At 52.7% G+C, this 12,239-nt stretch carries 12 protein-coding genes and 1 pseudogene; 7 read left to right on the top strand and 6 right to left on the bottom strand.

All coding sequences use genetic code 11. From position 1 onward, the window contains the following. The first annotated feature begins 80 nt into the window (after positions 1-80). From QV747_RS06680 to QV747_RS06710, 7 genes are all read left to right on the top strand, one after another. Positions 81-803 carry a molecular chaperone gene (locus QV747_RS06680; RefSeq protein ID WP_028450109.1) on the top strand — a complete coding sequence of 241 codons (723 nt, stop codon included), beginning with the start codon at positions 81-83 and terminating at the stop codon, positions 801-803. Continuing rightward, positions 791-3,079 (top strand): hypothetical protein, encoded by a 2,289-nt coding sequence (locus QV747_RS06685; RefSeq protein ID WP_273430036.1) that lies wholly within the window; start codon positions 791-793, stop codon positions 3,077-3,079. The genes QV747_RS06680 and QV747_RS06685 overlap by 13 nt, the downstream gene beginning before the upstream one ends. Next, complete coding sequence (locus QV747_RS06690) at positions 3,080-3,532, top strand: spore coat U domain-containing protein (RefSeq protein WP_047391574.1); 453 nt, start codon at positions 3,080-3,082, stop codon at positions 3,530-3,532. It begins immediately after the preceding gene. A gap of 398 nt (positions 3,533-3,930) precedes the next feature. Further along, positions 3,931-4,869: a chromate resistance protein ChrB domain-containing protein gene (locus QV747_RS06695; RefSeq protein WP_273430037.1), complete on the top strand. Its 939-nt coding sequence runs from the start codon at positions 3,931-3,933 to the stop codon at positions 4,867-4,869. Continuing rightward, positions 4,866-6,242 carry a chromate efflux transporter gene (gene chrA, locus QV747_RS06700; protein WP_273430038.1) on the top strand — a complete coding sequence of 459 codons (1,377 nt, stop codon included), beginning with the start codon at positions 4,866-4,868 and terminating at the stop codon, positions 6,240-6,242. Before QV747_RS06695 ends, chrA begins: the two co-directional genes overlap by 4 nt. 184 nt (positions 6,243-6,426) lie before the next feature. Continuing rightward, positions 6,427-6,687 carry a metal-sensing transcriptional repressor gene (locus QV747_RS06705; RefSeq protein WP_028450114.1) on the top strand — a complete coding sequence of 87 codons (261 nt, stop codon included), beginning with the start codon at positions 6,427-6,429 and terminating at the stop codon, positions 6,685-6,687. A gap of 9 nt (positions 6,688-6,696) precedes the next feature. Then, positions 6,697-7,857, top strand: coding sequence for a nickel/cobalt efflux protein RcnA (locus QV747_RS06710; RefSeq protein WP_273430039.1), 1,161 nt, complete (start codon positions 6,697-6,699; stop codon positions 7,855-7,857). A 65-nt stretch (positions 7,858-7,922) separates the two neighbouring features. On the opposite strand, the pseudogene QV747_RS06715 reads toward QV747_RS06710, so the two are convergent. From QV747_RS06715 to moaC, 6 genes and pseudogenes are all read right to left on the bottom strand, one after another. Next, positions 7,923-8,805 (bottom strand): annotated as a pseudogene (locus QV747_RS06715) (IS3 family transposase). Positions 8,806-9,018: 213 nt separating this feature from the next. Further along, complete coding sequence (locus tag QV747_RS06720) at positions 9,019-10,236, bottom strand: hypothetical protein (RefSeq protein ID WP_047396274.1); 1,218 nt, start codon at positions 10,234-10,236, stop codon at positions 9,019-9,021. 71 nt (positions 10,237-10,307) lie between these two features. Continuing rightward, positions 10,308-10,523 carry a DUF2249 domain-containing protein gene (locus tag QV747_RS06725; protein ID WP_047396271.1) on the bottom strand — a complete coding sequence of 72 codons (216 nt, stop codon included), beginning with the start codon at positions 10,521-10,523 and terminating at the stop codon, positions 10,308-10,310. Then, on the bottom strand, positions 10,520-10,933 hold the full coding sequence (locus QV747_RS06730) for a hemerythrin domain-containing protein (protein ID WP_052190871.1): 414 nt from the start codon (positions 10,931-10,933) through the stop codon (positions 10,520-10,522). The genes QV747_RS06725 and QV747_RS06730 overlap by 4 nt, the downstream gene beginning before the upstream one ends. A 144-nt stretch (positions 10,934-11,077) precedes the next feature. Further along, positions 11,078-11,662: a molybdopterin adenylyltransferase gene (gene mog, locus QV747_RS06735; RefSeq protein ID WP_047396269.1), complete on the bottom strand. Its 585-nt coding sequence runs from the start codon at positions 11,660-11,662 to the stop codon at positions 11,078-11,080. 58 nt (positions 11,663-11,720) lie between these two features. Then, positions 11,721-12,230: a cyclic pyranopterin monophosphate synthase MoaC gene (moaC, locus tag QV747_RS06740; RefSeq protein ID WP_052190877.1), complete on the bottom strand. Its 510-nt coding sequence runs from the start codon at positions 12,228-12,230 to the stop codon at positions 11,721-11,723. Positions 12,231-12,239: the final 9 nt, after the last annotated feature.

The following is a 12,239-nucleotide window of genomic DNA, read 5'->3' on the forward strand; positions in this document are numbered from 1 at the left end:
CGCAAGCCCTAAAACGGCCTGCATTGGCGAGACAGGCAGCTAAACTATCAGCACACTCTTTATCCGCAAGTGGCCACACTATGCGCTTTGTTTCTGCTTTCTTCATCGGATTATGTTGTTTATCGAGCTGGGCTGGGCAATTTGCCGTTTCCCCCATTCGCGTTGAGCTGAGCCCACACGATAAATCACAGGCCATTATGGTCAGTAACCAAGGCGACAAGCCGCTGCGCTTTGCGCTAGAGCTCAAACGTTGGACGCAAGACGAGCACGGCCAAGAAACGTATACCGACGCGCCTGATGAATTGATTTTTTTTCCGCGCCAATTTGAAATTGCCCCGCAGCAAAAGCAGATTATTCGGCTCGGGCGCAAACTAGCCGCCACGGCACAAGAACGCGCTTATCGTTTATATATTAACGAGCAACCGAATACGCCGAGCGAAGAAACGCAAGGTCAGGTTGCGATGGTCGTGAGTTTTGGCGTGCCGGTTTTTGTGCGCCCCAGCCCGCGGCTGGTGCAGCTCAAGAGTAGTGTCATTGAGGTCGGTCAGCAGCAATTGCGGTTTGAGCTACACAATAACGGCAACACCACCCAGCGCCTTACGCGGGTGCGTATCGGTCATGATGGCGACGAGATCAATCAGTTCGATCAATGGTATTTGCACCCAGGCGTACGCCGCAACTACCAATTGCCCTTGCCTGCTAGCGCGTGTTCGCATAATCAAGCACAACAGATTGTGATTGAAACCGACCAACAAACCCTCAGCCAATCGATTTCAATACCTGCCTCCGCATGCAGACCCTAGTTCGCTGGCTATTACTGCTGTGTTGCAGCACCAGCGCCCACGCGCTGGAGCAAGTTTTGCTCAATCTGGTCGTAAACGGCGTGGCGCAAGGTGATGTAGAAGCCATTTACGACCAAGAGGGGTATTGGATTGCAGAGCAATCATTAAAAGGCGCCGGAATCAATACCCTTCATGGCGAACTAATTAGCCACGATCAGACACGCTATTATCGGGCCGACACCCTAGGCGGGATTCAAAGCCGCATCGATACTTCAACGCTCACCGTGTACCTTGACGCCCCAGCGAGCGAATTTGGTGACAAAACCGTCTCACTGCGGCAAACGCATACCGAGCTTTACCCTGCCGCAGCGCCTTTTTCGGGCTATTTGAGCTATCGGCTCTCCGCGCTCTACCAACAGCAAGGTGGCCTTGCGTATCAAATCAGCCCAACGCTGAATCTCAACGCGGCACATTTCAATTTTCGTAGCGAACACGATTATCAAAGCGAAAACCAGCAATGGCGACGGCTTAATACCACATTGGACTACGATCAACCCGAACTGATGTTGCGCGCAACGCTGGGCGACTTAAGCCCGCGCCAAGCTGCGCTGGGCTTTAATCAAACGATGGCGGGTATCGGCATCTCGCGCGTGTTTAGTATGCAGCCCGATTTCGAAAGCGCGCCCAGTTTTAATAGTCAGGCCGCGATCACGCAGCCGTCGACTGCCGAAGTGTATTTAAACGGCCAAAAGATTAAGACAGTTAATCTACAACCCGGCATGTACCAGTTTGGCGATTTGCAATATTTCTCGGGGCTGCAAAACGTCGATATTGTGATTAAAGATCAGTACGGTGGCGTGCAGAATATTGCAATCCCCTACTACTTTGACGACTCTCTACTCAAAGCCGGTTTAAGTGAATTTAACTACAACCTCGGGCTGGCGCGGCAAAACGGCAGTTTCGATCATTATGAAGGCTTGGCCTACGCGGCTTTTCACCGCTTTGGTCTAAGCGATTGGTTAACGGTTGGGGCGCAGGCCAGTGGTAATCCGGATGATCGCAGTTATGGTGTATTTGGCAATGTAAAATTAGGGCAGTATGGCGTGCTAGGCCTTGTAGCGTCTTGGGCTGAGCATGACACCCAACAAAATGGCCATGCCCAGAAATTTCAGTATCGCTATAGCAATGGCGACTTTAGCCTGTATGCCAATGGTCAACGGCAAAGCGCAGGCTATTGGCGCACTCATTCCGAACTCACCCCACTTACGCCTGCGGACTGGTCGGTCAATGTGGGCGCGAGCTGGGGCAACCAGCGCTTGGGCCATATCAATCTGGAATATGGCCGGCAAAGTAGTGACGACCCACTGCAAAACTTACATCGCTATACGCTGGGCTATTCGATTTCACCGTGGCGCAATGTGTCTGTAAGCAGCCAAATTCGCAAAGTCGACCATCAATTAGGCAGCGACTGGAGCGGGTACTTGAATCTATCATGGTATTTTGGCTCGGGACATAATCTCTACAGCGGGGCTCAGTACCAAAACGAGCACATGCGTTATGCCAGTACCCTGAATAAAAGCGCACCGAGCGGCGAAGGCTGGGGTTATAGCTTAAGCGCACAGCAACAAGACAATGGGACTGATTATTTAGGCTGGCTCGAAAGCAATTTGCGCTACGGGCAAGCCAGTTTCAATGTGATGCACACCGCTGGCGCACAAGGCAGCAACACCAATTGGCGCGCTAATTGGCAAGGGGCCATCGCCTCCGGCCAAGGCCGCTGGGGTGCAACGCGGTATATCCACGATAGTTTTGCTTGGGTTGATACGGGGCTGCCGAATATTGGCGTCACCCACAATAGCAGCGCCATGGGGAACACCGATGCAGATGGTTATTTATTGTTGCCCGATATTGCGAGCTTTAATTACCAGCAAATTGGCTTAAACCAAAACGATATTCCGATTGAATACAGCGTTAATTACCTGCAGTACGAAATACTTAGCGGCAATCGCGATGGCCGCGCGGTGATGTTTCGATTGCAAAAGCTCAACGCCGTTAGCGGACAATTACTTGACGAGCTGGGCGAGCCATTACGCAATGTCGTCCTAAGTAGCCAAGTAAACGGCAAGACCGTCACCATCAGCACCAGCTTGGATGGCTGTTTTTACACGGAAGAGCTTACCCCTGGAGAGTATCTCTTTGAAGCAAAAGACTGTACTGCCCGCATCAGCATTACCCCACAGAATGAAGTTGTGACTGAATTGGGCCCGATACACTGCCTGCGAAAAGGGGCGCAATAAATGAGCAAACAATGGTTCGCCCTCGCGCTAGCTTCTTGCTTGGGCTTTCCCGGTGCAAGCTGGGCGATGAGCTGCTCGATCAGCTCCTTACCCATCGGGGATATGGGGGTTTACTTCCCCGATATCGACATTACGCGCCAATATGCCATTTTTCTCACGTGTACCAGCGGCGGTGCCATCGCCAGTCTAAGCGCAGGCCCATCGCTAAACACGGGCAGCATTGAAAATCGCCGCATGAAACATGATAGCCGCAGCGATACGTTGCGCTATCAGCTGTGCTTAGATGGCGCTTGCAGCACCATCTTTGGCAATAGCGGCAATCAAATCGGCACCATTATGATTACCGATCAAAATCAGGGGCGGTTTTCGTTTTGGGTGAAAGTGTTTGGTGGTCAGCCGTTAGTGGCCGCAGGCACCTATCGCGATACGGTGACAATCACACTAAGCCCGTAGCCTAATCTAGCGATGCCACGCGTTCTCAGTAGCAATTAGCCTCAGAGCACGTCAGACACAATACTTGATTTCTCCGCGAATGATTTGGCATAGCCCGCCAGCATGAAACTTAATCGCGTGCGGATCGATATCTAGATATGGAGTTCCCTAGGGCGTTCTTGTGTATGCTAATTTTCGTAAAATCAGCTTGCGTGTACCAAGACTGTACGTCCGCCAAGGCCGATGTGTCGATGACGAAGCTGTAAAAATGAAAGGCCGCTATCAGATTGCGGCCTTTTTTTGTTGTGCGGCATTCTTGTGCTGCTCAGCCATAGCGGACGCCAAACCATAGGTATCGACTTACCTTTCAAATTGATATTTTTGTAGAGTTTACAACCTTTCTGTTTTAAACTCTACAAATGAAACTAATTTCTCTTATCCTTACTTTGCCAACTGAGACCGCCACTGTGCGGATGCGAGCCTGGCGTACGCTTAAATCTTCCGGTGCAGCCGTTGTACGCGATGGTGTGTACTTGCTGCCTGCCCTTGAAGCTTGCAGGCAAACACTGGCCTCGATTGCAACAGATGTTCAGGCCGCTGGTGGTTCAGCTTACGTGCTCGACATTGAGCAGCCTGAGGCTGATGAATTTAGCCATCTATTCGACCGTACCGCAGATTATGTGGCGCTGCTTGCCGAAATAACAAAAGTTCGAGCGAGTCTGAGCGCTGAGACGGTTCGAGAAGTGATCAAACAAGTGCGTAAACAGCGCAAAGCGTTTGCAGCACTGTGCGAGATTGATTTCTTCCCGAACGAAGCCCAAAAACAGGCCGATGCCGCATTGAAAGAGCTGGAGTTAGCTTCGGCACGAGCCTTAGCGCCGGATGAGCCCTATCCCACTGAGGGAGATGTAGCGCGACTGTTTTTGAGCGAATACCAAGGTCGAACATGGGCAACGCGCCGGCGACCATGGGTGGATCGCTTGGCCAGCGCTTGGCTGATTCGCCGTTTTATTGATCCTAAAGCCAAATTACTTTGGCTGGAGTCTCCAGCGGATTGCCCTACAGATGCATTGGGATTTGATTTTGATGGCGCTCGTTTTAGCCATGTTGGGCATCGCGTGACCTTTGAAGTCCTGCTGGACAGTTTTGGGCTAGAAGCAGCAGGGCTGAAACGACTCGGTGCCTTGGTGCATTACCTCGATGTCGGTGGTATTCAACCGCCTGAATCAGTCGGCATCGAAACCGTGCTCGCAGGCCTGCGCGACGCCATCACCAACGATGATCAACTTTTACTCTCTGCCAGTGCTGTGTTTGATGGCCTGCTAAGCAGTTTTGAACAAAGAAATTCCTCATCATGAACAAACCCGAATTGCTTAAGGTTGAGCAGACCGAATTACCGCCACCGGCGGTGAGCTTTTGGCAGGCATTTTTGTTTTGGCTCAAGCTCGGTTTTATCAGCTTTGGCGGGCCAGCAGGTCAAATCTCAATCATGCACGAAGAGTTAGTTGAGCGTCGTCGCTGGATTTCTGAGAAACGGTTTTTACATGCGCTGAACTATTGCATGGTCTTGCCCGGCCCTGAAGCGCAGCAGTTGGCAACCTATATTGGTTGGCTAATGCATAAAACTCGTGGGGGTGTTGCAGCAGGCGCCTTATTTGTATTGCCCTCTCTGGCGATACTCATTGCATTATCGTGGGTTTACATTGCATTTGGCGATGTGCCACTGGTTTCTGGGTTGTTCTATGGCATTAAACCTGCAGTTACGGCCATTGTCGTCCAAGCCGCACACCGCATCGGTTCGCGAGCTCTGAAAAACAATGTCCTGTGGGCAATTGCTGCAGCGTCATTTGTTGCAATTTTTGCGTTGAATGTACCATTCCCCATCATTGTGGCCGTTGCAGCATTAGTCGGTTATATCGGCGGTCGCATTGCGCCTGACCGCTTCAAAACGGGTGGAGGCCATGGCAAGGCGGATAAATCCTACGGCGCGGCGCTGATTGATGACCATACGCCAACACCAGAACACGCGCTATTTCGCTGGTCGCGTCTGGTGCAAATTATCGTCATTGGCGTACTGCTGTGGGTCGTTCCAATGGGCTTGCTGACTGCCTATTTTGGCTGGGGTCACACGTTGACACAGATGGGGTGGTTCTTTACCAAAGCGGCCTTACTGACTTTTGGTGGTGCCTATGCGGTGTTGCCCTATGTGTATCAAGGGGCAGTTGGCCATTACAACTGGCTCACACCAACCCAAATGATTGACGGCTTGGCACTTGGCGAAACCACGCCTGGCCCATTGATTATGGTTGTGGCTTTTGTCGGTTTTGTTGGTGGTTATGTCAAAGCCATATTCGGCCCTGAATCAGTCTTTCTGGCTGGTGCAGTTGCTGCCACACTGGTGACGTGGTTTACCTTTCTGCCATCCTTCATCTTTATTCTGGCTGGTGGCCCATTGATTGAAACCACGCACAATGATTTGAAATTCACCGCACCATTGACTGCCATCACAGCTGCTGTAGTCGGCGTGATTTTGAATCTGGCACTGTTTTTTGGCTATCACGTTTGGTGGCCAAAGGGCTTCGCTGGTGGAATTTTGACTTCAGTAGACTGGATCTCAGTACTGATTTCTATTGCTGCGGCCATCGCCTTGTTCAAATACAAACGCAATGTTATTCATGTTATCGCCGCAAGTGCGGTTGTTGGCTTGCTCATAAAAGCCTTGACTCTGTAAGGATGCTTGCAAGCAGTGCGTTAACGCACTACTCCCGCCCCAAATTTGATCATTTCAAATCATGGGGCGGGAAGGCCTTTCCATAAAACAGGATCCCATTTTCCAATCACACACTAAGCAATTCCTGCAGACAAGGCCATAACCTTAGGCTAATATCCTAACCCCCAGGATAGGATATAGAGTTATGGGTACGCACGCATCACATCCCGACATCATCAAGCGCTTAAAACGCGCCGCAGGCCACCTCAATAGCGTCATCGCCATGCTCGAAAACGAGCGCGGTTGCTTGGAAATCGCCCAGCAATTGCAGGCGGTTGAAAGTGCGGTGAGCAGCGCCAAAAAGACCTTGGTGCATGACCACATCGATCATTGCCTTGAGCACGCAGTGCAAGATCAGAGCGCGGATGCTATCCGTGAATTTAAAGCCATTACCAAATACCTATAAGGTGGTCGCATGACAGAGTTTTCTACGCTATTACAGCAAGGTGCTGCGAATGCCTGGCTATTTATTCCAAGTGCAATTTTATTAGGTGCTTTGCATGGCTTGGAGCCAGGTCATTCCAAAACCATGATGGCGGCCTTTATTGTTGCCGTGCGTGGAACGATCACGCAGGCCATTTTGCTTGGCGTTTCAGCAACGATCTCTCACACCGCGGTAGTCTGGATTATTGCTTTAGGCGGTATGTACTTCGGCCAGCGTTGGAGTGCAGAGACCAGCGAACCTTATTTGCAGGTGGCTTCAGCGGTCATCATTATCGCTACCGCACTATGGATGGTTTGGCGCACTTGGCGCAATCAACAATTCGCCTCGCACTCTCACGACCACGACCACGACCACGACCACGACCACGACCACGACCACGACCACGACCATCATCATGGTCATGATGAAACGAAGCGAATTGATACCGGACATGGCGTGGTTCGACTTGAAATCTTTGAAGATGGCGTTCCGCCACGCTTTCAATTATTCGCCGATAGTGGTCATACATGGGCGGCAAATCAGGTCAAAATCGAAACCGAACGCGCCGATGGCAGCATTCAATCCTTCACGTTCGTACAACGTGACGGCTTTTTGGAATCTGAGCAAGAAATCCCGGAGCCGCATGAGTTTATAGCACGTTTAAGCTTGGGGCACGGCCACCATAGCCACGATTATGATGTGGAATATGTTGAGCACGACCATCACTATCACGCCATCACTGGTTATGCTGAACTGGATGTCTCTGCACCTGGCTATCAAGATCCGCACGAATTAGCACACGCCAATGACATTCGCCGTCGCTTTGCCAATCGTGAAGTCACAACCGGTCAGATCGTCATTTTTGGTCTGACTGGCGGACTAATTCCATGCCCAGCCTCCATCACCGTACTGTTGCTCTGCCTGCAGCTGAAAGAAATCGCTTTGGGTGCAACCTTGGTGCTGTGCTTCAGTATTGGTCTGGCATTAACAATGGTTCTATCAGGTGTTCTGGCGGCCTTGAGTGTAAAACACGTTTCAACCCGCTGGAATGGCTTCGGTGAGTTTGCTCGTAAAGCGCCATATTTTTCAGGGGCATTAATCATGCTCGTGGGCTTGTACGTGGGCTATCACGGGTGGATCAATTTGCCCTAAGTTGGCAACGGCACAAAGAGGTGATTTATGCCGTGACCTTCTCCTTACAAACCGAGCGGTCTGACTTAGAGATCCCGGGCTTCAAGGTGGGCAAGCCGGAACTCGCTGGGAGTCCGGTCGCCCAGCGAGCTATGCGGCCTAAACTCATTGTAATCCTGTCGCCAACGTTCGATCTTGTCACGGGCATCATCCAATGACAGAAACCAATGTACGTTCAGGCACTCATCCCGCAAGCTGCCATTAAACGACTCGATAAAGGGATTATCCGTGGGTTTTCCTGGTCGCGAGAAGTCCAGCGTCACACTTTGTTCATAGGCCCATTGATCCAGCGCCAGAGAAATAAATTCACTGCCGTTGTCCACCTGAATCCGCTGGGGCGTACCGCGTAAAGCTTGCACATGCCGCATCGTCGTGACGACATCCTCGGCCTTAAGGGCGAAGTCTAACGTGATCGCCAAGCTTTCCCGACTAAAATTATCCACTACAGTTAAGGCTCGGATATTAAAGAGCTGATCGGCGACGAAATCCATGCTCCAGCACGCATTCAAATGGATGCGGCGCGCCCCATAGCGAATGCGCGGGGCAGCAATTTCCCGAATGCGCTGCCGCTCGGCACGAGGGTGGGGGCGATAAAAGTAGGTTGCTTGCTGCTGCTGAAGAACGGCCCTGGCACGCCGGATACTGACGCGATACGCGCCAATCAGGAAGTTAGCCAGCTCGCGTTTGTTAACCGGTTTCACAACCTTTTTTGGATGACTTACTGCAGCATCTGCTTATTCAGGCTCAGATCCGCAACCATGCGCTTGAGTCGGGCGTTTTCTTCTTCCAGTTGTAGAAAGTCGCCTCGGAGATGCCCATTTTGCGGCAGACTTCCCCGACTGTCGTACCCGACTCCGCTTGGCGCAAGGCGAAAGCGATCTGTTCTTCCCTGAACTTCGATTTTTTCATGACAGATCTCCTACCCAGATAAGGTTAAATTTGCCAGAAATCTCTACTTTCCACCGCTACCATTTTTCGGGAGTAGGTCACAGGCCAAGCTCGCCTATATGAAGTTAATGCGACAGAAGCTAAGCAAGTAACTCCGAGAGAAAACTGTCACCCTGTTTTGAACCGCGTCGTTTTACCTGCCATAGTTTTTCTACAGTTACCGCTAAGCGACACTCACGAAGTTAATGCGACAGAACCAGCAGCCACTACGCTACGTTGCAAGCAATAGCCCAGTGCCAGTGCGTAGACTAGCAATACTACAGGTATCATGATGTAGGCCAATAAATAAAAAAGCCACCAGCTTATACCCATGGATAGCGCCAGCCAGCTTAAGCGACGCAGCCAGCGTTCAGGGAAAATCTGCCCCATATGTCGTAACTTGCCGCCCGTAGGCACCCGCAGGCGGTAATCCATCCATAGCAGGAAAGGAATGATTTTGGCTAGCATGGCGGTAAACACAGGCAACAGGCCAGCCAGTAGCCAATGGCCGGCTAGGCCGACAGGGATACTCTCGGGCAATGCATCCAGCCATGGCACAATCAACAGGGGCAACAGCAGATTCAAGCCACCCCAAGCCCATAAGTAGCGGGCAGGATCAGCTTTGCGCTGACTGGTGCGTAGTTGCCGCAATAATGCCACCACCCAGATCAGTAGCGGCAAGGGCAATATGATCAGTGACCGCGCATCCAGTGCGGCCAGGAATGTCAGTACCAGCAGAGCCGGTAGTAGCCATCGCCCCAGCCAGTCCGGCCACGACTGCGTGACCAAAAACATGGGAACCACCGTCAACGCCACAGCCAACAGCAAGCCCGACACCCAGCCAATAATACCGAGCAGCACATGGGCGCGCAACAAATCGGGCAAGGGTATCGGCATCCAGCCCATTGTTAACAAGAGCACAAGTGCAATACCTGCCGTAACGGTTAAAGCGAGCGCCAACGTGGCATAGCGCAGCCCCCGGCTCGTGGCATCGCGGGCTCTACTACGAAATAGTGCGCTTAGCAGCCAGATCGTCAGCGGGAATAGACTTAACCCCAACACACCCGCTGCGCCTTGCAACAACAAGGGCTGCATGGTCCACAGTCCGACTGCCAGCAGCGCCGTACCCAGCTGCAAGCCACCCCACAGCGCCATACCCCAGCGTAGCGACTGTTTCGCCCGCACGCCCGCTACCACGGCCGATACCTGCAGCAAAGCCCCCAGCATAATATTGCCGGCAAAGCCCAACATGAGTAGATGGGTCATAGCGAGCAGTGCCGGATTATAGCGGTTATGCCAGTCGCTGCCATCCAACCCGAAGCCGGCCAAAGCCGTGATCGCTAGCCATAGCGGAGCCATACGGAAAAACCGCATGGGCAAAGCCACCGGCAAACTGAATTCTGGATTGAACATGCTTTTAACCTTGCTGGCCGTACTTCGTTGCGGAGCATGGGCAAGCTCGCCACCACAAAGAGTTTACCGCTTTACGCATCCCGCCAGATCGTCACAATGGTTGAGTTATCGGACTGCTCGACGCATTGCCAATGACAGGGGCGCAGGCGTAAATGATCGTAAAGCGGATAAGGCACATGCGGCAGGTGTACGATGAGTTGCTCACCGGCACCAGCCGAATCCAGCCAGTGCAGAATGCGCTCCAGCGGTTCTGGCGGCGCCAGCCCACGCAGATCCAGCACACTCATGCCAAGCGATCCGCAAATTCGGGGATGGTGCGATCACACATCGGATAGAGGATATTCTCTTCTTTCATATTGTGTTGCTGCAGCAAAATCAGCAGCGTTTCAGCGCAACCGGTAAAGTCGTCAGCATCGAGGTTTTGTGCTGCCTCCTGCAAACCGCTCATCAGATCACGCGCTTGGGCATGCTCCATGCGCATCACCTGCGTCGGCCCGCCGACCATGCCGCTGGCCGCTTCAAAAGCCGGAAACAGTTCATTTTCCTCAAGAGCGAAGTGCTTGATGGTCTGCTGGCAAAATTCATCGGTGGCGGTTATACAGTCAGGCCACCGACCCGCTCGAGCGGCCGTTTCGGCTCGGGCTAGTGTTTCGTCGCAATGGCGGTGCTGGGTTTGCAGAATGTGGCTAATGCTCATGTTATGTGGACTCTATTTGCTAGTGAAATGGTGAAGTAGTACGGCAAAAGTTCTGACGCTTCCTTGCCACGCCGTATGCGTACACTGCCTTCGGCTTTGTGCAAGACGTTTTGAGTGGACACTTAAACGAAAGTGGCCGCTGATTCATTCGGTTGACCGTATTGCCGATTTCGGCCGAAAAGCGGGGATGATTTCAGAGCGGGTTTCTAGGTAGGGGCCTTCCATTAGCTGGATGCAATAGGGCACGGCGGCAAAGATGCCTTTAATCTGCAATTGGCCTTTGTCGTCACGCACCCCCTCCAGCGTTTCCTGAATGGATTTGGGCTGCCCGGGTAGATTGAGCATCAGGCACCGCCCCCGAATCGCGCCAATTTGCCGGCTCAGTATCGCGGTCGGTACAAAATTCAGGCTGATCTGCCGCATTTGTTCGCCAAAGCCGGGCATCAACCGGTCCGCCACCGCCTGCGTGGCATCCGGCGTGACATCGCGCAGGGCCGGCCCGGTGCCACCGGTGGTCAGAACCAGATCACAGCCACACTCATCGACCAGCTCGCGGAGCGTGGCTTCGATCTGGGCCTGCTCGTCGGGAATCAGGCGCTCTTCAAACTCACAGGTATTCAGCAAGGCCTTCTGTAGCCAGTCACGCAAAGCGGGAATGCCTTCGTCCTCATAGATTCCCACACTGGCCCGATCCGAAGTCGCCACCAGACCAATACGCACAACATCCATCACGTCTTACCCCAAAAGTTTGATCCGCCACAGCGGGCGGGCATATGGCCATTCGCGCTCAGGCTTGTCCGGCTTGCCAGTGGCCCGATTTGCCGCCACGTTTTTCCTGCAGATGAATATTGCCAATCACCATGCCCCGATCGACAGCTTTGCACATATCGTAAATCGTTAGCAGTGCCACGCTCAGGGCGGTGAGGGCTTCCATTTCTACGCCAGTTTTACCAACGGTTTCGCAGGTCACCCGGCATTCTATGCGGCTTTGTGCCTCATCCGTAACAAACTCGGCCCCCACATGGGTCAGCGCCAGCGGGTGGCATAAAGGGATCAGATCGGCCGTGCGTTTGCTGGCCATAATGGCCGCGACATGGGCAATGCCCAGCACATCGCCTTTTTTATGCTGGCCACTGTTAATCATCTCCAGCGTGGCCGGTTGCATGCGGATTTCACCGACGGCCCGGGCTTTACGATGGGATTCCATCTTATGCCCGACGTCTACCATATGCGCCGCGCCTTGCCGGTCGAAGTGGGTGAGAATCCCATCGTGCTGCGCCTGTAGCCTTTGTTCCATGGGGGCCAT

The sequence above is a fragment of the uncultured Chitinibacter sp. genome (genome assembly GCF_945957625.1).
GTDB lineage: Bacteria > Pseudomonadota > Gammaproteobacteria > Burkholderiales > Chitinibacteraceae > Chitinibacter > Chitinibacter tainanensis.

Excerpts from the sequence above, each read along its gene's own strand:
- mog (WP_047396269.1), bottom strand. The coding sequence starts at position 11,662 with ATGGATGTTGTGCGTATTGGTCTGGTGGCGACTTCGGATCGGGCCAGT.
- QV747_RS06710 (WP_273430039.1), top strand. The coding sequence starts at position 6,697 with ATGACAGAGTTTTCTACGCTATTACAGCAAGGTGCTGCGAATGCCTGG.
- QV747_RS06720 (WP_047396274.1), bottom strand. The coding sequence starts at position 10,236 with ATGTTCAATCCAGAATTCAGTTTGCCGGTGGCTTTGCCCATGCGGTTT.
- moaC (WP_052190877.1), bottom strand. The coding sequence starts at position 12,230 with ATGGAACAAAGGCTACAGGCGCAGCACGATGGGATTCTCACCCACTTC.
- QV747_RS06705 (WP_028450114.1), top strand. The coding sequence starts at position 6,427 with ATGGGTACGCACGCATCACATCCCGACATCATCAAGCGCTTAAAACGC.
- QV747_RS06725 (WP_047396271.1), bottom strand. The coding sequence starts at position 10,523 with ATGAGTGTGCTGGATCTGCGTGGGCTGGCGCCGCCAGAACCGCTGGAG.
- QV747_RS06730 (WP_052190871.1), bottom strand. The coding sequence starts at position 10,933 with ATGAGCATTAGCCACATTCTGCAAACCCAGCACCGCCATTGCGACGAA.
- QV747_RS06690 (WP_047391574.1), top strand. The coding sequence starts at position 3,080 with ATGAGCAAACAATGGTTCGCCCTCGCGCTAGCTTCTTGCTTGGGCTTT.
- chrA (WP_273430038.1), top strand. The coding sequence starts at position 4,866 with ATGAACAAACCCGAATTGCTTAAGGTTGAGCAGACCGAATTACCGCCA.
- QV747_RS06680 (WP_028450109.1), top strand. The coding sequence starts at position 81 with ATGCGCTTTGTTTCTGCTTTCTTCATCGGATTATGTTGTTTATCGAGC.
- QV747_RS06685 (WP_273430036.1), top strand. The coding sequence starts at position 791 with ATGCAGACCCTAGTTCGCTGGCTATTACTGCTGTGTTGCAGCACCAGC.
- QV747_RS06695 (WP_273430037.1), top strand. The coding sequence starts at position 3,931 with ATGAAACTAATTTCTCTTATCCTTACTTTGCCAACTGAGACCGCCACT.